At 48.0% G+C, this 23,123-nt stretch carries 14 protein-coding genes; 7 read left to right on the forward strand and 7 right to left on the reverse strand.

Going from position 1 to position 23,123, the window contains the following annotated elements; genetic code table 11:
* The first annotated feature begins 215 nt into the window (after positions 1–215).
* The 5 genes from eat (at position 216) to LL912_RS10105 (ending at position 6,302) form a co-directional block, all read left to right on the forward strand.
* Positions 216–1,529, forward strand: a complete 1,314-nt coding sequence (gene eat / locus LL912_RS10085; protein WP_235553450.1) for an ethanolamine permease — start codon at positions 216–218, stop codon at positions 1,527–1,529.
* Complete coding sequence (locus LL912_RS10090; protein WP_235553451.1) at positions 1,526–2,881, forward strand: glutamine synthetase family protein; 1,356 nt, start codon at positions 1,526–1,528, stop codon at positions 2,879–2,881. Before eat ends, LL912_RS10090 begins: the two co-directional genes overlap by 4 nt.
* Before the next feature lie 202 nt (positions 2,882–3,083).
* Positions 3,084–4,232 carry an iron-containing alcohol dehydrogenase gene (locus tag LL912_RS10095; protein ID WP_235553452.1) on the forward strand — a complete coding sequence of 383 codons (1,149 nt, stop codon included), beginning with the start codon at positions 3,084–3,086 and terminating at the stop codon, positions 4,230–4,232.
* A 3-nt stretch (positions 4,233–4,235) separates the two neighbouring features.
* Entirely contained in the window at positions 4,236–4,931 is a 696-nt protein-coding gene (locus LL912_RS10100; protein ID WP_235553453.1) for a gamma-glutamyl-gamma-aminobutyrate hydrolase family protein, read from the forward strand.
* A 3-nt stretch (positions 4,932–4,934) separates the two neighbouring features.
* Positions 4,935–6,302, forward strand: a complete 1,368-nt coding sequence (locus tag LL912_RS10105) for an aldehyde dehydrogenase family protein (RefSeq protein ID WP_235553454.1) — start codon at positions 4,935–4,937, stop codon at positions 6,300–6,302.
* Positions 6,303–6,312: 10 nt separating this feature from the next.
* Here LL912_RS10105 and LL912_RS10110 read toward each other — a convergent pair whose 3' ends face one another.
* On the reverse strand, positions 6,313–7,572 hold the full coding sequence (locus LL912_RS10110) for a DUF445 domain-containing protein (protein WP_235553455.1): 1,260 nt from the start codon (positions 7,570–7,572) through the stop codon (positions 6,313–6,315).
* A 156-nt stretch (positions 7,573–7,728) separates the two neighbouring features.
* Here LL912_RS10110 and LL912_RS10115 point away from each other — a divergent pair, with 156 nt between their 5' ends.
* A complete protein-coding gene (locus LL912_RS10115) occupies positions 7,729–9,075 on the forward strand; it encodes an MATE family efflux transporter (RefSeq protein WP_235553456.1) in 1,347 nt (448 codons plus the stop codon).
* A gap of 218 nt (positions 9,076–9,293) precedes the next feature.
* On the opposite strand, the gene LL912_RS10120 is transcribed toward LL912_RS10115, so the two are convergent.
* Positions 9,294–11,732: a bifunctional YncE family protein/alkaline phosphatase family protein gene (locus LL912_RS10120; protein ID WP_235553457.1), complete on the reverse strand. Its 2,439-nt coding sequence runs from the start codon at positions 11,730–11,732 to the stop codon at positions 9,294–9,296.
* A gap of 447 nt (positions 11,733–12,179) precedes the next feature.
* Between LL912_RS10120 and htpG the strand changes: the two genes are divergently transcribed.
* Entirely contained in the window at positions 12,180–14,066 is a 1,887-nt protein-coding gene (gene htpG, locus LL912_RS10125; protein ID WP_235553458.1) for a molecular chaperone HtpG, read from the forward strand.
* Between the two features lie 91 nt (positions 14,067–14,157).
* On the opposite strand, the gene LL912_RS10130 is transcribed toward htpG, so the two are convergent.
* The 5 genes from LL912_RS10130 to LL912_RS10150 all read right to left on the reverse strand — a co-directional run bounded on the left by LL912_RS10130 (position 14,158) and on the right by LL912_RS10150 (position 23,089).
* Positions 14,158–15,354 (reverse strand): FN3 domain-containing metallophosphoesterase family protein, encoded by a 1,197-nt coding sequence (locus tag LL912_RS10130; RefSeq protein ID WP_235553459.1) that lies wholly within the window; start codon positions 15,352–15,354, stop codon positions 14,158–14,160.
* Positions 15,355–15,444: 90 nt separating this feature from the next.
* Positions 15,445–16,248 carry an endonuclease/exonuclease/phosphatase family protein gene (locus LL912_RS10135; protein WP_235553460.1) on the reverse strand — a complete coding sequence of 268 codons (804 nt, stop codon included), beginning with the start codon at positions 16,246–16,248 and terminating at the stop codon, positions 15,445–15,447.
* 88 nt (positions 16,249–16,336) lie between these two features.
* Positions 16,337–18,088, reverse strand: a complete 1,752-nt coding sequence (locus tag LL912_RS10140) for a RagB/SusD family nutrient uptake outer membrane protein (RefSeq protein WP_235553461.1) — start codon at positions 18,086–18,088, stop codon at positions 16,337–16,339.
* 12 nt (positions 18,089–18,100) lie between these two features.
* Positions 18,101–21,547 (reverse strand): SusC/RagA family TonB-linked outer membrane protein, encoded by a 3,447-nt coding sequence (locus tag LL912_RS10145; RefSeq protein ID WP_235553462.1) that lies wholly within the window; start codon positions 21,545–21,547, stop codon positions 18,101–18,103.
* A 507-nt stretch (positions 21,548–22,054) separates the two neighbouring features.
* Positions 22,055–23,089 carry a FecR family protein gene (locus LL912_RS10150; RefSeq protein ID WP_235553463.1) on the reverse strand — a complete coding sequence of 345 codons (1,035 nt, stop codon included), beginning with the start codon at positions 23,087–23,089 and terminating at the stop codon, positions 22,055–22,057.
* Between the last annotated feature and the right edge of the window lie 34 nt (positions 23,090–23,123).

The following is a 23,123-nucleotide window of genomic DNA, read 5'->3' on the forward strand; positions in this document are numbered from 1 at the left end:
TTATAAATTTAATGCTCGTCTAAAAATCAAAGCAGGCCAAGGTATCGCAAATCGACAGCATCTGCAAATTCTTTTACGATCCGGGATAGCCGTCGGCGCTTTATATGATAGTTTCCTGCTGGTAAAAAAAAGTCACTTGCAGCAATAGAGCAGTTTATATTATCAATATCTTTATACGATAACGTTTCATTTAAACCAATTATTTAGCAAGGCATATGACGAATCCTGCACAGCAGTTGAAAAGAACGCTTAATGCAACCATGTTATGGGGCCTGGGCGTAGGGTATGTTATTTCGGGAATGTATTTTGGCTGGAACCTGGGTCTTGAAAAAGGAGGCACCCTCGGCATGGGCATTGCCACCCTGTTTATTGCACTTATGTATGTAGCATTTACGTTCAGCTATACAGAACTGGCCTGTGCCATTCCCAAGGCAGGAGGAGCTTTCGACTACGCCGGCCGTACGCTGGGAAAAGACCTGGCTTTTTTTGCAGGTATGGCCCAAAATATTGAATTCATCTTCGCGCCGCCGGCCATTGCTTTTGCTATTGGTGCTTATTTTAATTTATTCTTTCCCCAGCTTCCGGTGTTGGGCATCGCCATTGCCGTGTATATTATTTTTACCGCGTTGAATATATCCGGTGTAAAAGCAGCCGCAACATTCGAACTGGTGATCACGATTATGGCTGTGGGCGAGCTATTGCTGTTTGCCGGTATTACGCTGCCGCATTTTGATGCGGTGCATCTCAAAAAAAATGCGCTCCCTGCGGGATGGGCCGGTATCTTTCCCAGCATCCCGTTTGCCATCTGGTTTTTCCTGGGTATAGAAGGTATCGCTAATGTAGCAGAAGAAACCAAGAACCCGCAGCGCACCATCCTAAAGGGATTTGGATCAGCTATTTTCACACTGGTGGTTCTTTGCGCACTTACTTTTATCAGCTCAGTTGGAGTTGCTGGCTGGGAGGCCGTGGTATATACAAAGGAAGGCGCTACATCCGACTCTCCCCTTCCGCTGGCCCTGTCACATATTGTTACCAATAACGCCTTCCTGTACCACATGCTCATCACTGTCGGGTTATTTGGATTGGTGGCATCCTTTCACGGTATTATCCTCGCCGCAGGACGGTCTTCATTCGAATTCGGAAGGGCCCGCTTTGCACCGCAATGGCTGGGAAAGGTAAACCACCGGTTTCAGACGCCCTCCAACGCGCTCATTGCAAATATGGTCGTAGGCATTATTGCACTGCTTACCGGGAAGACCGGGGAAATCATCATCCTCTCGGTATTCGGTGCGCTGACCCTTTATATCATTTCCATGATTGCCGTTATCCGACTGAGGCGAAAAGAGCCCGCACTGGAGCGTCCCTTTAAAGTACCCTTTTACCCGTTGTTTCCTTTTATTGCATTGATACTCGCTGGCATCTCCTTTATTGCGGTGATCGTTTATAATTTCAAACTCGGGCTGGTTTACCTGGGGCTGCTGCTGATCAGTTATATTTTATTCAGCCTGTTTTTCAAGAAATCTTTATGACAACAAAAGAAATTTTACAGTACGTTAAAACCCACAAATCAGGAAAAGTAAAAATCGCCTATGTGGATATTGACGGCATTCTCCGCGGAAAATATATTTCTGCAAAAAAATTCCTGGGCATCGCAGAAAAAGAAACTTCTTTTTGTGATGTGATTTTTGGCTGGGATTCCGGTGACGTGTCCTATACCAATTGCAGCTATACGGGCTGGCATACGGGCTACCCCGATGCGCCTGCGCGGATCGACCTCAGCACCTTCCGCAAGATCCCCTGGGAAAACGGGCTTCCTTTCTTTCTTGGAGCGATCATTGACAGCAAAGGGGCACCAGCCTGTGTTTGTCCGCGACAACTATTGAAAAAAGTGCTTGGCGATGCCCAGCAGCAGGGATTTACACCTTACGCAGCACAGGAATTTGAGTGGTACAATTTTGCCGAAACACCACAAACTATTGCGGAGAAGGGGTTTCAACAGCTTACCCCCCTTACTCCAGGCATGTTTGGCTATTCCATTTTAAGAAGTTCGCTCAACAACCGCTTTTTTACGGCGCTGTTTGACCAGTTGCGCGATTTTGACATCCCCATCGAAGGCATTCATACCGAAACCGGGCCGGGCACGTATGAAGCCGCTATTGAATATTCCGATATCCTTACAGCTGCAGACCGGGCCGCATTGTTTAAAACCGCGGTAAAAGAAATCGCGTACCAGCATGGTATCATGGCCACGTTTATGGCAAAAATCCATGAAAGTCTTCCAGGCTGCGGCGGACATGTGCATCAAAGCCTGCGGGATAAAACCGGTAAAAAAAATGTGTTCTACAACGGCAAAGACAAACAGCAGATTAGCGCTACATTCCGGCATTATATAGCCGGTCAGCTTTACTGCCTGCCACAGATCCTGCCGATGTTTGCCCCCACCGTCAACAGTTACAAACGATTGGTAGAAGGTGCCTGGGCTCCCACCACCATCACCTGGGGAATCGACAACCGCACGGTGGCCTTACGGGTATTGCAGCAAAGTGAAGCAGCCTGCCGGCTGGAAACAAGGGTGATCGGCGCCGATGCCAACCCCTACCTTGCTATGGCTGCTGCTATAGCATCCGGTTTGTATGGCATCCGGCACAAACTCGATCTCCAGGAAGCCGTAACCGGCAACGGGTATACCGACGAATCTCACGGTGTACTGCCGCGTACCCTGGAACAAGCTACAGCGGCCATGAAAGCATCGACAGTGGCCCGGGAACTGTTTGGCGAAAAATTCACGGAACACTTTGTAACCACCCGTGAATGGGAATGGAAACAACATCTAAAAACCGTAACCGACTGGGAAATGAGACGCTATTTTGAAATCATATAAAAGCTTCGGTCCTTTTGCAGCCGGTCAATAGGCCTCCATTGATTTCATCAAGCCAGGTCCCTGAATGGATATACGAGCCTCACCGCGCAATGCAGAAAGCAGACAGGTCATTTCGGGCAGCGGTGAATCAATGCAAACCATCTGTTTGCTGAAATATACCCGGGAGAAAAAAAACAACTTTATTTTATAATATTTTTGCTTTATGGCATTTGACAAAATCTATCAATACAATTTCCCAACCACCATCCGTTTTGGAGCTGGATCCAGCAACGAGCTCGGCGACTATTTAAAAAAGCAGGCACTGGATCGCCCGTTAATTGTAACGGATCCGGTGATTGCGCAACTGGATTTTTTTAAGAAAATTTTGACATCCCTGCGGGCAGGCGGAGCTTCGGTGGAAGTCTTTCACGACATCCATAAAAATCCCGTAAAATCGGATGTATACCGGGGTACCGATTTGTACGACGCTACCGCACGGGATGCCGTAATTGGCATTGGAGGCGGCGCTGCGCTGGATGTGGCCCGGGCCATCGTACTGCGGGTGCACCACCGCGAAGACCTGTTTAAGTACGACGATCTTATAGGAGGCGATATATACGTTACCAATGATGTGCCGCATTTTATTACCATCCCTACCACAGCCGGCACCGGCAGTGAAGTGGGCCGGAGCGCCATTATTGCCGATGACGAAACCCATCAAAAGAAAATACTGTTCTCGCCCAAACTGCTGGCAAGAGTAGTATTCGCCGACCCCCTGCTTACAATGGATATCCCGCCTGCCATTACCGCTGCAACCGGTATGGACGCGCTTACCCATAACCTGGAAGCTTACCTGGTAAATATGGAACACCCTATGTGCGATGGCATTGCCCTGCAAGGCATTTCGCTGATCGGTGAATCCATTGCAACAGCTGTACGCAGGCCGGACCTCGAATCCCGTAGTAAAATGCTGATTGCTTCGCTGATGGGTGCCGTGGCCTTTCAGAAAGGCCTGGGCGTGGTGCATTCGCTCGCGCATCCGCTGTCGTCCCTGCTGGATACCCACCATGGCCTGGCCAATGCGGTTAACCTGCCCTATGGCATGCGCTTCAATATAGAGGGGCAAGAAGCGAAATTTAAAAAAATTGCCGCAGCTTTAAACCTGGAAGGATCAGACGGAAAAGATGTGGTGGATTACCTGTTTGAACTGAATACCACCATCGGTGTTCCGCATCATTTATCGGCGATCGGCGTTAAAGAAGAGTATGTAGAAACCCTGGCCGACCTGGCCATTGCAGACTTTGCACATCCCAATAACCCCAAACCGGTATCAAGGGAACAGTTCAAACAACTTTACCTGGAAGCATTGTAACGTATGAAGATCGGATTAACATATACGGGGTCAGAGCTCAAACATGCTAATTATGTCAACTGGCTCAAAGGAACAGACCCCATAGAAGTCATCACCCTTTCGGCGGAACTCAACAACCTCAACGCCGCGGCCAGTTGCGATGGTATTGTACTTTCCGGAGGAATCGACCTTGCACCTGAATACTATTCCGGGAAGACCGGCTATCCCAATGCGCCGGAACAATTCCAGGAAGAACGGGATGCTTTTGAAACCGCTGTTTTCCGCCAGGCACAGGAACAAAACACACCTGTACTAGGTATTTGCCGAGGCATGCAGCTCATCAATTGCATCTATGGCGGCACCCTTGTTCAGGACCTTGAAACAAAGAATGAAGTACACCGGGTGGCCAACAGCCAGGACAAGGTACACGGCATTCATATAAAACCGGACAGTATCCTGCACGAAGCATTAGGCAGCGAGCACTGTGCCGTAAACAGCGCACACCACCAGGCCATCGGCAACCTTGGCTGGAACTTACAGATTACCGCCACAGCGCCGGATGGAGTTGCCGAAGCACTGGAACGGACCGAAACAACCGGCTATCCGTTCCTGCTTTGTGTACAGTGGCACCCGGAACGGATGTATCATTTCGGACTGCAACAAACTCCGCCCTCGGACGGAATACGTAAAAAATTTTTGGAAGCCATACAACATAATTAATACATGGAAGTTATTAACCCCGCCACGGAAGAGCGGATCGCCACACTTACAGAAGACAATACGCAATCCCTCCTGGAAAAATGGCAGCGGCTGAAAGCTGCCCAACCCAACTGGAAAGCCCGCCCGCTGGAAGAACGCGTTGCCATCGTAAAAAAATTCGCTGAATTACTGGAAGCCAATTGTGCCGTCCTGTCGCAGGTGCTCACCAGCGAAGTAGGAAAACCGCTAACCCAATCGGCCAACGAGATCCGGGGTGCCATTGGCCGCATTAACTGGCTCACCGGGAATGCGGCAAAGTATCTTAGTGACGAGGTAATGAATGTAGCACCGGATATGGAAGAGCGCATTGTATACGAGCCCCTGGGTGTGATTGCAAATATCTCCGCCTGGAACTATCCCTACCTGGTAGGCGTAAATGTATTTGTTCCTGCCCTGCTGGCAGGCAATGCAGTTCTGTACAAACCTTCAGAATACGCATCGCTTACCGGGCTGGAAATAGAACGCCTGTGGAAGCAAGCCGGATTGGATGCCGGCCTGTTTTTAACCGCTATCGGCACCGGTAGTGTGGGAGCGGCGCTTTTAGATATGCCCTTCGACGGCTATTATTTTACCGGTAGCTATAAGACCGGCAGTTTCATTTACAATAAAGTGGCGGCCAAGATGGTACCCTGCCAGTGCGAACTGGGCGGCAAAGACCCGCTCTATGTAGCAGACGATATAACGGATATTGCAGCCGTTGCAGCGGCCACTGCAGACGGGGCTTTTTATAACAACGGGCAAAGCTGTTGCTCGGTAGAACGGATCTATGTGCATGCAAATAAATACGACGCTTATGTGGAAGCCTTTGTAAAGGAACTGCGTTCCTGGAAGACCGGAGCGCCTACAGAGGACGGCGTGTATTTTGGTCCGCTTACCCGCAAAGAGCAGATTGCAGTGCTGGAAGCCCAGGTTGATGATGCTTTACAAAAAGGCGCCACACTACTTACCGGTGGGAAAAAAACCGAAGGGAAGGGCTATTATTTTCAGCCAACGGTTCTTACTAACGTAACCGCCGATATGCGCGTCATGAAAGAGGAATCCTTTGGGCCGATTATCGGGATCATGGAGGTAAAAGATGATGCAGCGGCCATCGCGCAAATGAACGATACGGAATATGGTCTTACCGCATCTGTGTATAGCAGTGACCAGGCAAGAGCCGCAACCATCCTGCAACAGGTAAATGCCGGAACAGGATATTGGAATTGCTGCGACCGTGTAAGTGCGGCGCTACCCTGGAGCGGCCGCAACCATTCGGGTTTTGGTGCCACGCTGTCCCATGCGGGATTAAGAGCTTTTACGAAACCCAAGGCTTACCACCTCAGGAAGGCTTAACGCGCATTTCTTACAATAATCTGCTGATGGTGTAAATGAGCAGGCCAACAATGCCTCCCACCAGGGTGCCATTGATGCGGATAAACTGCAGGTCTTTCCCTACTTCCAGTTCCAGCTTATTGCTCAACTCCTTCCCTTCCCAGTTACCAACGGTATTGCTGATGAGCGCGCCCGCCTGCTTCGTATTACGGAGGATATAGTGATAGGCGTTATAACGGATCCAGCGATCGATCTTGGTGCGCATTTCGGCATCCTGCTGCAGGTTGGCAGCCAGTTCCTCTACTGATTTTTTAAAATACCGGCGCAGCGCCGAATCTTCCGACGAAAGATCCTGAAGCGCGTGTGCCTGCAACCGCTTCCAGATATCTCCGGCATATTGCTCCAATTTTTGTGGAGTAAGCAGGTCATTTTTCAACGATTCCAGGTCGCGCTGCCACTCGGGGCTGGTTTTGAGCGTTTCGGCAAACACCAGTAATTGCTTATTAAAATCCTTCCGGATCTTGTGCTGCGGATCTTTTTCGATCTCCTGCAAATAGTTGGCAATACCGGCCGTGAGTTTGGTAGCGATATAATTATTTACAAATCCGGGAATCAGGAAATGGCTCCCTTCCTTTACCCGCTGCTTTACCAGTGCTTCATTTTCGATTACATAATTGCGCACCTTTCCAAGTACAAAATTCAGAACGCGCTCATGATCACCTCGTTCTACAATCAGCCCCAGACCATTCGCCACAACCTCATTCAACCGCACGCCATCCAGGAGCTCCCCGGCCTTACGGGCTATAAAACCAGTGATCAGCTGGGCATCCGATGTTTCTATCATCCGCTTCAGCAACCTCGAAGCTTCGGTAACCAGTAATTGTACATGCTGCGCTTTGACCAGCCAGGCAGCGGCCACGGAGCTCAACTCCAGCCGTTCGATATAAGGACGCAGTGTTTTAGCATTCAGAAAATTGCTCACTACAAAATTTCCAAGGTTATCACCGATACGTTTCTTGCTGTTCTCAATCAGGTTGGTATGTGGTATGGGCAGCCCCATGGGGTGATGAAACAGGGCGGTTACCGCAAACCAGTCGGCCAATGCGCCCACCATCGCCGCCTCAGCAAACGCTTTTACATACCCGATCCATATATCGGTACGACTTTTTAACAGATATACACAACCCAGGAATACCAACGCCATCAGTAAAAACAGGCCGGTAGCCAGCGCCTTATGTTTTTTTAGTTGCGCAGCTTTTATTGCATCTGCCGATTTTATTTCATTATTCATGGTTGAAGAGTTGAGAATCGGGATTTGAGAAGTGAAATGAGAAATTCTGGAATTTAGATTCTGAATTCCCGATTCTCAATACCCGATTCCCGAAAGTATAAAAAATTATGCCGTTTAATGTGATCCCTCATTTATGAATGCTAATTTTGCCCGTCTATGAATTACAAGAAAGAGGCCAGAAATACGTTACTGCTCGCGTTTCCCATTATTCTTGGCGAAATTGCGCAAATCTCCTTACACCTGGTAGACACCGCAATGATCGGCGCGCTGGGATACAAGGAACTGGCTGCTGCAGCCCTGGTATTGAACGTAATCAATATTCCCTTTGTATTGGGCATCGGTGTTACCATTTCGGTAGCACAGATGGTTTCTCTGGCGCATGGGAAATACGACCGCCAGCTGATCTCTCATTACCTCTACAACGGGTTTATTCTCTGCACCCTTGCCGCCATTATTATTGCCGCGGCGATTGTAGCCGGCACTGAGGTCTTATACCACCTGGACCAGGATCCCGAGGTAGTAACTTATGCAGCTCCCCTGATGCGGGTTATGGGCATTTCGATCATTCCCATGATCCTGTTTATGACCCTAAAACAATTTGCTGACGGCCTGCAGTATACCAAAACAGCCATGGTGCTGTCACTCGCCGCCATACCATTGAATGCGCTCCTTAACTGGGTTTTTATTTACGGGCATTGGGGTGTACCTGAATTTGGATTAATCGGCGCAGGTTATGCCACCCTCATCACCCGTACCGCTATTTTTGTAGCGCTGGCTCTGGTGATCCTTAATCATCGCGTATTCAGGCCCTATATTGCCGTAGCCAGGAACCAATGGAAACTGAACGGCACTACTTTCCGGCAGCTATTAAAAATCGGTATTCCCAGCAGTCTGCAGATCGGGATGGAAGCCGGGGCCTTCGCGGTGTCAGGTATATTGATGGGTACCATTCACGCCACTACACAAGCGGCGCACCAGATTGCATTGAGCTGTGCTTCATTTACATTTATGGTATCTATGGGGCTATCGCAAGCCGGCTCTATCCGCGTAAGCACCGCCTTTGGTGCCAGGGACCTGAAACGCATTTCCGTAATCGGCAAAAGCACCATTGTGCTCGCGCTGATTTACGGTTCGTTTTGCTGCTTATTATTCATTTTGTTACGTAACCAGCTACCGCACCTCTTTAACAATAATACGGAAGTGCTTTCGCTGGCGGCCACCTTCCTGCTGCTGGCGGCCGTTTTCCAGATCTCCGATTCCATCCAGGCCATCAGCGCTGGTTTGCTAAGGGGTATCAAAGACGTAAATGTACCCACTATTTTTATTGCCATTGCCTACTGGGTATTAGGCATTCCGATCGGATGCCTGCTGGCTTTTCATTTTAAGATGGGCGGGGTAGGTATCTGGCTGGGATTGATCGTAGGGCTTACGGTTTCGGCGTTGTTTTTAACGCTTCGTTTTTTGAAGAAAGCGAAAGAGCGAAATATGAACCACGAAGGCTGAAAGACACCAGGAAACACAAAAAAGAACTAGACTGAGTCCATTTTCGTGCCTTGGTGGCAAACGCCTAAGCCGCTGCATCTTCGCTCCTCTGCGCCGTTGCGTGAAATAAAAACCACGACAGAAAGACACCAGCAAACACAAAGAAGAACCTAGACTGAGTCCATCTTCGTGCCTTGGTGCCCTTGTGGCGGACATCAAAACCGCAGGTTCGCTAAAGATCAATCATCATCCCCTTTCTTTTTCTTTTCCGGGAACTTCAGGAACGCCGCCCGAACAGGAGAAGGTGCCGGTGTACCTTTAATGCCCATCCAAAGGATATCATTAAATACCAGGTCCGGAACGGCATCTTCTTTCGACCAGTCAAACTGCTCGCTCCAGGCGGCCAGCCTCCCTTGCGCAGGATTACGCTCCAGCAGGTTCATATTTGCAGGCAAATGATCAAATGCAGTAAAATCCGGTACAGCGGTAAAACAGCGCCACATGGGCGTTGCAGCAGCATCATACTGCGTCATAGGTGGCATACCCAGGATCAGTTCTATGGTACGCAGCATGCCGGAAGTGGAATACATAGTATGATCTACAGACCGCCGTTTTACATAGGGACTGATTACATAGGCCGTACTCCGGTGGGCATCCACATGATCCGGCCCATTTTGGGCATCGTCTTCCAGGATAAAGATGGCGCATTCTTTCCAGATGGGACTCTTACTTATGTAATCGACAAACATTCCCACAGCCAGGTCATTATCGGCCACATGGGCAAAAGGCGTCTTGCGGCCCGCCCGCATTCCTTCCGTATGATCATTACCAAAACGTAAAGTAGTCAGCTGAGGAAGCGCATTGGCCGCCACCAACGAGTCAAAGTCCTGCTTCCACTGACGGAAGCGGGTGGTATCTGCCACACTCAGATCGTAGCCGGTATAACCCCGGGCAAAATGTCCGCTGAGCACATCCAGCTTTGCTTTCCCATCATCCACAAACTCGCCATAGGTACGGAAAGAGACCTTACTCCTTGCCGCATGATCCCAGATAAACCCATCGCGGTTATTGGCAACCTTCCGCTCGCCCTCTCCACCGTATGTACCACCACGGCCGCCATAACTCGAGGGCCAGGTTTTTTCCAGATAGTCGGTGGCATAGGCGCCCATGCTCCAGTTATGCCCGTCGGCGCTTACTTCCGCATCCACATAAAAATTATCCAACAGTACAAAGTCGCTCACAATCTTATGCTGGTTCGGCGTAATCCGTTCACCAAACAGGCAAAGACTGCTGTCGCCGTTTCCGCGTGCAACATCTCCCAGCACCTGGTCGTAGGTCCGGTTTTCCTTGATCACATAAAACACGTGCTTAATGGGAGAAGGAGCGCCCACTTTCATGGGAACCGGATTACCCGCTTCACCCTGTGCATTCAGTTCTTTGCTTTTCGAATAGGGCGTATTTTGGTAGACGGAACGCGCATATACCGCCAGTTGCTGTGGTGTGGGTGTATGAATAAAACTCAGGCTGCCCCGAAACAGCCCGGCTATATACTGCACTTTTGCAGAACGACTGCTATCGCCCGCATGCCGCAGTACCACTTCTTTTTTATTCACCGGGTTGGGACCATAAGGGTTGGCCATGGATGACAGCCCCTTACCATTGGTAACCAGGATCTGCTTCCCCACCACCTTCACATTGGTGGGATACCAGCCTACGGGGATAAATCCCTTTGAAACCGATTTTGACGGCACCGATACATCAAACACTGCCAGGCAGTTGTTATCAGCGTTAGCTACATACAGCGTCTTCTCATCCGCTGAAAGCGCCACTCCGTTGCTGGTAGAACCACTGGGGGCATTGGGATAAAGAGCCGCATTCAACGTCTCCGTCACTTTGTTGTTTGCCGTGTTGATCACAGACACCGAGTTGTCATTAGCGTTGGCCACATAAAGCAGCTTTCCATTCTTACTGATACAGATCTCATTCGGATGATTTCCGGTAGCGATCGTTGCTGTGATCTTTTGCCTGGCCACATCCCATACAAGCAATTTGCCTCCGCCCCAAATACTGATATAAAGCTTTTTCCGGTCGGGAGACAGTTTGCAGGTATAGGCTTCCGATCCAAGCCCGGTTTTACACTTTATTTTTTTAGTGGCCAGGTCAAATATATAGAGGCTACTGTCTTCCCGGGTAACCACATACAGCTGGTTGGTGCTTTTATCATCCACATCCAAACCAGCAGTTCCGATACGGTTCGGCCATTTTTCACCCAATACAAAAGAGTCCTTTAAAGCCAGGCGGTTGTTTTGTAGCGCATATCTTTTTACCACATTATCATGGCCGCCGGATGCATAGAGATAATGGTCGTTACTGCTAAAAGCCAGTCCGTACCAGGATTTCGCTATGATGATGCTGTCGATTCTTTTTTTTGTCATCAGATCCACCAGATCGATTGTCTGCGTGCTCTGCCCGTTATTGGTAACGGCCGCCAGACGTCGGTTATTGCTGATCACCAGATTCAGTGGCAGATCACCCAGGGGAAGCTGGGTTCCGGCCGGAGTCAGCGACCAGCCATTGGGAAGTAAAATTTTATCACGTTCAACCCGGGGCTGCGAAAAGCCGGGAACAACCATTATAGCCAGTACTATTGCAGCAATAAAACAGGATACTCGATTCATGTTACAAATTAATCGTTTTTGCCTTTACTGATCACCAGGAACGATGATAAATAAGGCAAAGTTAATATGGAGGAATCTGAGAATTTGAAAATCTGGAAAATGTGAACATGTTGTGGCCATGAAGATCCATTATCACTATCTGGCATCATTCCTATGGCACCCTGGTATCCCTGCCCCCCAAACCAACCACAATAACTTTTAATTTACTCATGAAAGCCTACCCTGAAACATTGAACCTTAAACCTGAAACAAAACATTCCCTGTCCCCTGAACAACTCAACCAAGAAACACGCATTCAGTATTCGGCTTTTAACCCATATCATCAAGCATCAAACGGGATCCAACCTTGAACATTAAACCTAAAACATGTCCTTAACCTGACAAAATGACCTTAACACCGGCGATGGTATTGCATTTGATGTAAAACGAAAAAAATTTCTAGGCATTATGATACAAGAAAAAGGCTCAATTTCCATTCATACGGAGAACATTTTCCCGATTATTAAAAAATTCCTTTATTCGGATCATGAGATCTTTCTTCGCGAATTGGTTTCCAATGCGGTAGATGCGATTCAAAAAGCAAAGCGCCTGGCGTCACTGGGCCAGTTTAGCGGTGAGATCGGCGCTCCTTTAGTGGAGATAAAACTGAATAAGGAATCAAAGACGATTACCATCTCTGATAATGGGATCGGTATGACCGCTGAAGAAATAAAAAAATACATCAACCAGATCGCTTTCTCCGGTGCGGAGGAGTTTATGGAGAAATTCAAAGAAGCAAAAGACGCTTCCGAGATCATTGGCCGTTTCGGACTTGGATTTTATTCGGCCTTTATGGTGGCCGACCGGGTGGAAATCCAGACCTTAAGTTTCCAACCCGGAGCGGAACCTGCAAAATGGTCCTGCGATGGCAGCACTGAATTTGAGATCAGCGAAGGTAGCCGCACCACCAGGGGTACCGATGTGATCCTTTACGTAAATGATGAGAACAAAGACTTCCTGGAGCCCCACCGCATTGAAAGCATCCTCGAAAAATATGCAAAGTTCCTGCCGGTACCCGTTCAGTTTGGCACTAAAACAGAAAGCGAACCCGATGGTGAAGACGAAGAAGGCAAACCCAAATATAAAAGCGTAGAGGTACCCAATATCGTTAACACCGGTGTTCCTATCTGGACAAAGGCGCCCAGCGAACTGAAAGATGAGGATTACCTGAATTTTTACCGGGAGCTGTACCCCATGAGCGAAGACCCCCTGTTCTGGATCCACCTGAATGTGGACTACCCCTTCCATCTGACCGGGGTGCTTTATTTTCCCAAGATCAAAAACGATATCGAACTGCAGCGCAATAAGATCAAGCTGTACAGTCGCCAGGTATTTATTACCGATGAGGTGAAAGACATTGTACCTGAATTCCTGATGTTGTTGCACGGGGTAATCGATTCTCCTGATATCCCGCTGAACGTTTCCCGCTCCTTCCTGCAGTCAGACGGTAATGTAAAAAAGATCAATACCTATATTACTAAAAAAGTAGCAGATAAACTGGCAGAGCTCTTTAAGAACGACCGCAAGAGCTATGAAGAAAAATGGAATGATATCGGCGTATTTGTAAAATATGGGGCTATCAGTGAACCCAAATTCTGGGAGCGGGCAAAAGACTTTGTATTGCTGGGTAACACAAAGAAAGAGTTTTATACCCTAAATGAATACAAGGATAAAGTAACACCGGCTCAAAAAGATAAAGACGATAACCTGGTATACCTGTACACCCCCAATGCAGAAAGGCAGGACGGATATATACAGGCGGCCAATAAAAAAGGCTATGACGTACTGCTGATGGACAGTCCGCTCGACAACCATTTTATCAGCCACCTGGAACGTGACCTGGAAAAAACGCAGATCAAACGGGTGGATGCCGATGTTCTGGAAAAACTGATCGACAAGGGTGAGACCCTTTCCAGCAATTTATCCGAAGAACAAACCAAGGAGATCAAAGAAGTTTTTGAAAAGGCCATTACCAAACCAGGTATGGACGTAAGCGTGGAAACACTTTCTGCCGAAGCCATGCCGGTAACCGTTACCATGGATGAGTTTATGCGCCGGATGAAAGATATGGCTGCCATGGGCGGCGGCATGAGTTTTTACGGAACCCTTCCTGATAAATATAAAGTAGCTATCAATGCCAACCACCCACTGGCTACAAAGATCCTGGCTGAAACCAATGCTGATGCACGGCAGGCGTTGGCACGGCAGGCTTTTGACCTGGCCTTATTAGCGCAGGGCATGCTCACCGGAGCAGACCTTACTTCATTTGTAGAAAGAAGCGTGAAGATGATCTAAAGATTTTCCGCATAGTATTAAAAAGCAGCTCGTATTTAAGAGCCGCTTTTTTTATTTCGGAAGTAACCGTTTCTTCCTGGAGTTTACTTTTCTATTTTGCCGGTACGATGCTGAGCTGGTCGACCAATTTGCCCATCGGATCAAAAATGCGAAAGCGGGCTTCCGATTCGGTAATACTTGCTTTAATGATATGATTATTGGAATTTACAATAATGGGAAACCGCGTAGCATCTGAAGGTTGTTGAATGCGGTGCCGGTGTTCGTGCGCGCTCAGCATTACCTGGATGCCAGCCTCATTAAGAATGGGCACCCATTTTTTTGTAATCTCCTGGTTTCCGTGCCAACCGTTGGCAGGCGGGATATGACAAATGGCGATCTTATATTTGGCCTTTTGGAATGCATCGGTTTGTATGATAGCACGCAGCCATTTTGCCTGTTCGGTCCGGTAGGCATCCATGTCCGTAATGCCACTGTATTCAATATCCGAATCGGGCTTATCTTCTCCTCCATCTAAAACAATAAAACAGGCGTCCCCCCGGGTAAACATATAATAAAGACGCCCGTTATTGCCCGGAAAATATTCGGGAAACTGCGCTGCAAATGGTCCCCGGGTTTCATGATTTCCGCGGGCATAATACATTGGTATCTCACTGGCGAATAATAAGGTGGCTGTGTCCATAAAACCACGGAACACCTGCTCCTCGCTCAAAGAGCTGTTGACCATATCGCCGTTAAATACCACAAACCCGGTTCTCGAAAAATCAACCTGCCCCAGCAATTGCTTCAATACCGGGTTCCGTTCGTGAATATCATTGACCACCGCAAACTCAAAAGGGCCGGGCGTTCCGTTGGTACGGAACATGAGCGGCTTTCTCTGGTATACGGCTGTAGCGGCCACATCGCCATATTGCACTTTTACCCATTCGTGCTTCAGCACTTCCTGGCTATACACCCGGTAGCGGTAATGCGTGTCGGCCGTTAAATCCGTCAGCGTTACCCGGTGCACTGTACCCACCTTCTTTAACCCGTTAGCGGCACTGAAATATTTGGGACGCTCTTTCTGGTAAAAATGACTGTCATCATCCGGAGCCAGTTCTACCCAGGCTGTTGCCGGTTTGTTCGTAGTCCATATGATGGATACACTGGAATCGGTCATCGCCTGCAGATAAGGCCCATGCGTGATCTGTATTTTTTCCTGTGCCCTACTGCTTAATGAAACGGTAAGAAAAAGCAACCAAAGCGTCATCTTTACCGGAAGCGGGCTTACCCGGAGTCCTTTCATTTTCATAAACATCTTTTGTTTTGTTAAACATACCTGAATATTCAGGTGCATCCTATTCTTCCTGGCCGGGCAGTGAAGACACTACCCGAGGCTTCCCTATTTTACCAGTTCCAGCGTAACCAATACCGGCTTATGATCGGAAGCGTCTTCATTACCGATCACTTCTACTTTTTTTACATTCCACGTTCTTCCCTGGTTTAGGAAAATATAATCCAGCCGGATCTTTGGCTTGGTATAGGGGAACGTAAGCTGCGGATTACCGAACCGCACGGCAGCATCGTCCATTCGCTGCGTAATGATCGCATACGCTTTGGATTCCGGCGTAATATTAAAGTCGCCGCCAACCGCCACCGGCAGGTTCATCCCCAACAAAATATCGGCAACAGCCTTTGCCTGTGCCTGCCGGTTTTCATCAAATTCATGACAAAGATGCGTACCGGCAAATACCATCTTTTTTCCGTTTGGGAACCGGTGCTCAATGGTGATCAGCGCTCTTCCTTCGCCCCCGGCGGGAATAGGCAGGTGATGCACCACAGGTTTACCAGGATAGCGCGATAACAAGCCTTCACCATAACCGCCCTCGCTATAGTCCATTGCCTTTGCAAAGTATCCATGCATACCAGTCATTTTTGCCAGTTCCGCTACCAGGTCCTTTTTAACACCACCGTTAAAGGACGCCGTTCTTTTGGTCATGCTGTCTACCTCCTGCATAGCCACAAAATCGGGCTTATACCGGTTGATTACCGCTGCAATCTTTTTGAGATTGCTCTTTCCATTCGCATAATGTTCTTCTCCATGATAGACATTATAGGTAAGTACTTTTATGGTTTGGGCACGGGCAACAGTACCACATGCTGCAGTAAATAAAAGCAGGACTGCGAATAAATAATTTCTGCTCATCGTTATGCTGTTTCTGTTTTGCAATTTTGAAAAGAGATGATACCGGTATGAAAATACCAGTATCATCTTCTTTTTGATTCGACCCTGGTTACTTCCAGTTAGGATTTTGTACCAGGCTGGGGTTTAACTGGATTTCCTGTACCGGGATCGGCTCCAGGTAATCCCGGTCTTCATTAAATATCTTGGCAACCTGGGGATTTACCAGGATCGCACCTCCATTTGTATTATTTTCCAGGATGACCTCACTGCCCAGTTTCAGGTACTGCGGCCCGCTTTCCGGCGGCCTTGTTCCGGTATAAATATATACATCCACCTTGCCATCCCCGTCCAGGTCATAAGGGCCTACGCCCGGGAAATACATGCCTTTAAACTGCTCTGCAAAAAGATGTCCTTCCTTCCATCGTAACAGGTCCCGGCGACGGAAGCTTTCCATCACCAGCTCGATCCTTCGTTCGCGGCGGACTTCAAGAATGATTCCCTTATTAGCACCTGAAACATGGGTATACTGCGCGGCCAGATAGCTATCGGGAGTTGCGTTGGCAGCTACCAGATTCAGATTGGGCATTCCCACACGATCGCGTAGCAATTTTATTGATTTATCGATATCCGCCTGCGTCAGTGTACCCAACTCCGCCTTGGCTTCTGCAAAATTCAGCAGCACCTCCGCATAGCGCATAACAGGCATGTCGTTGGTCGACCGGTTATAAAAATCTTCCGCTTCTGTGGTCACGAATTTTATCAGCTGATACCCGGTAACAGTTCCGGTAAAATCCGGCGGCAATTTTTTTGTATTCCCGGTACGGGTATATCCGGGAGTCCGGATGGTTTGAGATAATCTCGGATCACGGTTCTGTACTTCATTAAAGAAAGTAAGGGTATTGTAACCGGCTTTGTCTGTAAACCTTGAACCATCCTTCATCAGGTAACTGTTTACAAGCTTCTTTTCCAGCCCCGGCCGGCCGTAAGATGCCGTCAGCGTATAATAATTTACATTATGCCATATCTGCAGATCATTACTGAACCGGCGCGTCAGGATCACTTCTTTTTCGATCGCCGACTTTGAGGCAAACAGCTCCTGGTAAGCTTTGTCTGGTGTGCTCGAATACAGTTCATAAGAACCGCTGTTAATCAGTATTTCCGCGGCTTTAGCGGCCTCTGTCAAAAACCGGTCTGCATCCGGCAAATTAAACTCGGGGTGGTATTTGCGAAAGGTGCCTTCAAACAGGCAGATCCTCGATTTATAAGCAAGGGCCGTCCATTTTGTGACTTTTTCAACAGATTTTTTTGTATCCATCCAGCTGATCGCCGTATCCAGATCGGCCAGTATACTGTCCATCACCAGGGTTCGTTTATCCCGGGGCCGGTTTAGTAATGAAGAGTCCTTTATATCGATCACCGCGCTATACCAGGGAACATCTCCAAACGTAGCTACCTTATCAAAATAAAAAAGGGCCCGGAACAGGTGCGCCACCCCACCATAGTGTTTCGCGCCGGGCACTTGCGCCTTTTGGTAGTTTAATAAAAAATAATTGATATTCCTTAAATAATACCAGTTCCAGCTTCCGCCCGAAACGGGGACCACCCGCTTGCCGGTTAAAAAATCACTCAAGCTGTTTTTGATCACGTTGTCATCATCTTCGTTATAAACTCCTTCAGCAGTCGGTATCGCCGCAGTATTGGCGTAGAAAGAATTCGTATACAATTCCAGGTCCTTTTCGGTGTTAAAAAAGATCTCCGGGATAATTTCACTTTGTGGCGCCCGGTCCAGGAATCCTTTTTTACACTGAACCAGGAAACCCGACATAAAAATAAACAGCACGACTATTTTATATTGCTTCATATCGTTTGAATTTTAAAAAGAAAGATCCAGTCCAAAAGAATAAATTTTGCTGATCGGATAGATCCGTCCGTTGGCTTCCGCCGCTGCCATTTCCGGATCGATGTATTTTGTTTTAAGCTTGGTGGCTGTAAAAATATTGTCGCCGCTCAGGTAGATCCGACACCTGGAGATCTTTGCTTTTGACAATAATCCGGCCGGAAGCGAGTAACCAACGGTCAGGTTCTTCAGCCGGATATAGGCCAGGTTTTGCAGATAGCGGTCGTTCGGTGCATTCAGTGAACCACCGGCATTCAATGCTTCATAGCCACGCAGCTTGGGAAAATAGGCATCGGGCCGGTCTTCACTCCAGACCTTTTCTTCAAAGTCAACCGGTATAAAGGAATAATAAGGCCGGGAATATGGTCCCCAGAATTTATCGGCATTTGCTCCCGGATACCAGTATTGTTTGGCAATGCCCTGCAGGAATAGGGAAAGGTCAAAACCATTCCAGTCGGCCCCCATGTTAACACCAAATGTATAGCGGGGCTGTTTATTTCCTATTTTGATAAGATCTCCATGATCCTCCAATGTATTTTTCCCGTTGTTTACGATACCATCCCCGTTTACATCAATGAACTTCAGATCGCCGGCCATTAATTTCGACCAGTTGCCCGGTGCTCCCAGCCGCTGCTTGTTTACAAAATCCTGGTTCACCGTTTTCTGGTATTCGGCGGCTTCGGCATCGGTTTTAAAATATCCGCCGATCTTGTATCCCCAGATCTCTCCCAGCTCCTGTCCTACATAGTAATTGCTCAACAGGTTTTGCGGGTTATCAAAACGGGTAATCTTTGCCTTGTAATCGCCAATACCTACACTTACATTATAGTTAAAAGGTTTGCCCGCTACTGATACATGATCGTTCCAGGCCACTAATAGTTCCCAGCCCCTTGTTTGCATGTCGCCGGCGTTGGTCTTGGGAGATGCTTCTCCGTAGACGGCCGGCAGGGTCTTCCCGGGGATGAGCATATCCAGCGTATTGCGTACATACCAGTCGTAGGTAACTGCAAGCCGGTTATTTACCATACCAAGGTCTACACCAAAATCAACCGACTTTGAGCGCTCCCAGGTGAGGTTTTGTACAATCGGCTTAGGAACAGCAAGGGACTGACCCTTTGCACCGTTGAAAATATAGTTCATGGTTTCGCGGCGCATCGTAAGAATATATCCGTAAGGATCTGCCTCCTGTTGGTTGCCAAGCGATCCGTACGAAGCCCTTAATTTGAATTCATTGACTGCTCCTTTTAAGGCATTCCAGAAGGGCTCCTGGCTCACCCGCCAGCCTCCGGATATAGAAGGGAAAAAGCCAAAGCGCTGGCCCTTGGGGAAACGGGAAGATCCGTCATAGCGGCCGTTAAACTCCAGCAGGTACTTTCCGTTAAAATCATAATTTAGTCTTGAAAAATACCCCTGCAAGGCCCATTCTTCTGCTTGCCCATCGAGTGTTGCCTGCCCGGTAGCCAACCGGAAATCATTTAGGTCTTCGGAGAGCAGGTCGGTATTTCTTGCTGAGATCTGTTTGAACGTGCGCAGTTCCTGGTTATAACCAGCCATGATCTTAAAGTTGTGATCGCCTATTTTTTTTCCGTAACTGCCAAACAGGTTTACCGCCTGATATTGCACGAGGTTGGCGGATTCCGCCAGGTAATCATTTCCCACAAAACTGATCACCCCGGGATTAATAGACCAGGGAGCCTTTGTTCTGCGCTGCATGGTGGAATAGGGATTAAACGTGTAGGAGTAGTTTCCTGTGATCTCCATTCCTTTAATGGGCTTAAAAGTGGCGCCTACCAGGTTAATCAGCTCCATCCGTTTTTCATCTCCCTTGGATTTGCCATGGAAAAGATCGGCAAAAATGCCATCGCCGATGGAATAGCTGTTCAATCCCGAGCTGTAGGTTGCGGTACCATCCGGGTTCAAGGGCACATAGGAAGGCAGGGCATGTACCGTAATGGATACAAAATTGCTGTTCCATCCCCAGCCCGGGTACGTATACTTATTGGTATTGAAATAGGTATTGGTAAACAGTTCCAGTTTGTCGGATAAACGGGCCGTGATCTTAGCCCTGAAATTATACGAAGTGTATTGATCCTGATTGATCTGCATCATCCCGTCTTTCCCGTACGCCCTTCCGGAAATCAGGAAGTCGATCTTTTCCGAACCACCGGTAATGGTAAGCGCATGTTCCCTGGACGGCTGCCAGTCGCGGAACATGGTATGCCACCAATCCGTGTTTCCATAATACATATACTGATCTTTACCGTTGCGGTTGGTGATCACTACATTCGGCAGGGATTTGTCGGTTTGTCGCTTTTTCAGCTCTTCATAATCTTCTTCCGTATAACGGGTATAGGTGTTGCCTGTAGCCCGTAAAAAAGCCTCGTCATTCAGCTTTGCCGAGGTATAGCCATCGGTAATAAAATCGGTACGGGTGGTTAGACCGGCCCAGCCAAAATTGTTGGAATAGTTCACCGTCATCTTACCCCGCTTTGCTTTCTTGGTGGTCACCAGGATCACCCCAAATGATCCGCGAGCCCCATAAATAGCCGCAGAGGCGGCATCTTTCAGTACGCTGATGTTTTCCACATCCCGCGGGTTGATGTTATTAAGGTTTCCCGGTACTCCGTCGATGAGGATGAGCGGCGCGCCTCCGCCGTTAATGGAAGTATTGCCCCGGATATTGAAACTTCCTTCTGCCCCTGGTCTTCCGGTGTTAAAATTGATGTTCACGTTCGGAATGGCGCCCTGTAAGGCCTGTGAAATATTGGCCACCGGCCGGTTTTCCAGCGCCTCGGCTCCTACCTGACTTACAGCCCCGGTAAGGTTCACCTTTTTCTGCGTTCCATATCCAACCACGATCACCTCGTCCAGCTTATTCTCTTCTTTCTTTAGCACAACGCGGAAATCGCGCTGCGTCTTTACAGTTATTTCCTGTATCACATACCCAACCGTAGAGACGATCAGCACGGCATTTTCATCCTTTACATTTAACGAAAAACTTCCGTCCTCCCCTGAGGAAGTACCATTAGCTGTTCCTTTCTCGATAATGCTGACACCGGCCAACGGACTGCCGTTTTCATCCGTTATATGCCCCTTTACCTGCAGCGCTGCAATACCTGCAGGCTGACCGATGATCACCACCAGGCCGTTATTCATTTTTTTATACGAATAACCGGTCACACCTAATAGTTGCTCCATTACATAATCGATGGTTGCATTTTTTGCCAACAGATCAATCTTTTTGTTATTCAGACCGAGTTCATCCGTATAAAAGAACCGGTACTCATACCGGGATTGGATCTTGTTCAGGATCGCTGATATCGAGGTGTTCTTTACCTCCATGGTGATCCTGCTCTGGGATATACCATTGATTGAAAATGCCTGGAAGGACGTGGCAAGCAGCACAACAAAACTGAGCTTCATCAACAATAGATATTTGATAATCAAATGCCCTGGCATAGCACTCCCAGGGCAATCACTTTTTTTCATATTTTTGTTTTAAGGATGAGATAGAAAAAATGATTGCAGATCCTGCAATTATGTACTGTCTTTCGATGGGGAATGTTCCAGCATTTCCCATTTTTTTTTAAGCATTATGTTGTACCGGTCATAGTATTTATTTTATTAAGGTTTGATTTAATTTAAAAGTACTCCGGATATCCGGAGGCAAGTTTCAGGGACCGAAAAGGCTTTATTGGGGATGTGCGGGCGAAGGTAATATGGATTATCTGAATTCACATCATCCGGAAGCGCGCTTAAAAATTATTTAATATGGCAGGCCCCTCTCTTTCCTTATATACCTTCTCTTATGCAAAAGCGTTCCCCACAGCAGCTTTAAATCCAGTGCTGCTGTACATTACAGGCATCATGCAAAGTGCATCAGACCGGTCTGTTGCAGACATATCCGCAAACTTGCCGCCGTTCGAAACTCTAATAAAAGGTCACCACCTCTTTTTCGATTTTATATCTGATGCCTGCAGACAGTTGTAGTGACTGTAATACGTCTTCAAGCTTATCGTTTTCAAATGTTCCACTGAAGGTTTGAGTAATGGGCTTATTCCTGCACACTATTCTTATATTATACCACCGCTCCAGTACCGGAATGATCTGCTCCAGATGGTCTTTATCAAATACCAGTTTATTGTTAACCCATTCGGTTTCCGACACAAAAGAATCCACTGGGTTGGAGTTTACTGCCAGCAACTCAATCTGAGGAAGATGCGCCTGTTCCCCATTTAATGATTGCACAGGGTAAGTATTTTGAATCACCAGTTTTTCTCCCGGCGCCAGCATAATTTTTTTATCTTTTGCGTGCTTCAGGCTAACCTGAACAGCCCCTCTTATCAATGTAGTTTGCGTACTCGGTTCGTTTGCATAACTCCGTACATTAAATGCAGTTCCCAGCACTCTTACGTCAATATTTTTTGTATGCACGATAAACGGGCGTTTTGAGTCGTGCACCACATCAAAATAGGCTTCTCCGGTTAATTCCACCTCCCTTGTATCCCGGCCAAATAAAGCGGCATAGGCCAGGCGGCTGTCTGCATTAACCCAAACCTTTGTACCATCGGGAAGTACAATATTGGTTTTGTTCCCCTTCCTGGTAGCCACTACGTTCGGTACGGTATTACCAGCGTCCCTGCTGCGGTAATAGCCGATGCCCGTCAGCACCAGGATCAGCACCGCTGCCGCGGCACCCAGCCACCGGTTGATCTGAAAACGCCGTCCCCCCTTCCTTTTCCGGGCAATCTTCTGATGCACCTGGTTGATGAATTCATCCACTGCTTTTTCGGGAACCGTCTCCGCGTATGAGGTAGGAACCGTCATCAACTCCTCCAGGGCCAGCGAAAACAACTGGTCATCGGGATGCTCTTTCAGAAGCTGCCCCAACTCGATCTGCTCCTTCAAAGTGAGTTCACCTGCACTTCTTTTGCCTAATAGTTCCAATAACCGGTCGTTATCCATATAAAGCCTTCGCCTTTATATAGTGTGTTTTTTA

The organism is Niabella agricola (assembly GCF_021538615.1).
Lineage (GTDB): Bacteria > Bacteroidota > Bacteroidia > Chitinophagales > Chitinophagaceae > Niabella > Niabella agricola.

Coding starts and splice junctions, on each gene's coding strand:
- eat (WP_235553450.1), top strand. CDS start 216: ATGACGAATCCTGCACAGCAGTTGAAAAGAACGCTTAATGCAACCATG.
- LL912_RS10090 (WP_235553451.1), top strand. CDS start 1,526: ATGACAACAAAAGAAATTTTACAGTACGTTAAAACCCACAAATCAGGA.
- LL912_RS10095 (WP_235553452.1), top strand. CDS start 3,084: ATGGCATTTGACAAAATCTATCAATACAATTTCCCAACCACCATCCGT.
- LL912_RS10100 (WP_235553453.1), top strand. CDS start 4,236: ATGAAGATCGGATTAACATATACGGGGTCAGAGCTCAAACATGCTAAT.
- LL912_RS10105 (WP_235553454.1), top strand. CDS start 4,935: ATGGAAGTTATTAACCCCGCCACGGAAGAGCGGATCGCCACACTTACA.
- LL912_RS10110 (WP_235553455.1), bottom strand. CDS start 7,572: ATGAATAATGAAATAAAATCGGCAGATGCAATAAAAGCTGCGCAACTA.
- LL912_RS10115 (WP_235553456.1), top strand. CDS start 7,729: ATGAATTACAAGAAAGAGGCCAGAAATACGTTACTGCTCGCGTTTCCC.
- LL912_RS10120 (WP_235553457.1), bottom strand. CDS start 11,732: ATGAATCGAGTATCCTGTTTTATTGCTGCAATAGTACTGGCTATAATG.
- htpG (WP_235553458.1), top strand. CDS start 12,180: ATGATACAAGAAAAAGGCTCAATTTCCATTCATACGGAGAACATTTTC.
- LL912_RS10130 (WP_235553459.1), bottom strand. CDS start 15,354: ATGAAAATGAAAGGACTCCGGGTAAGCCCGCTTCCGGTAAAGATGACG.
- LL912_RS10135 (WP_235553460.1), bottom strand. CDS start 16,248: ATGAGCAGAAATTATTTATTCGCAGTCCTGCTTTTATTTACTGCAGCA.
- LL912_RS10140 (WP_235553461.1), bottom strand. CDS start 18,088: ATGAAGCAATATAAAATAGTCGTGCTGTTTATTTTTATGTCGGGTTTC.
- LL912_RS10145 (WP_235553462.1), bottom strand. CDS start 21,547: ATGAAGCTCAGTTTTGTTGTGCTGCTTGCCACGTCCTTCCAGGCATTT.
- LL912_RS10150 (WP_235553463.1), bottom strand. CDS start 23,089: ATGGATAACGACCGGTTATTGGAACTATTAGGCAAAAGAAGTGCAGGT.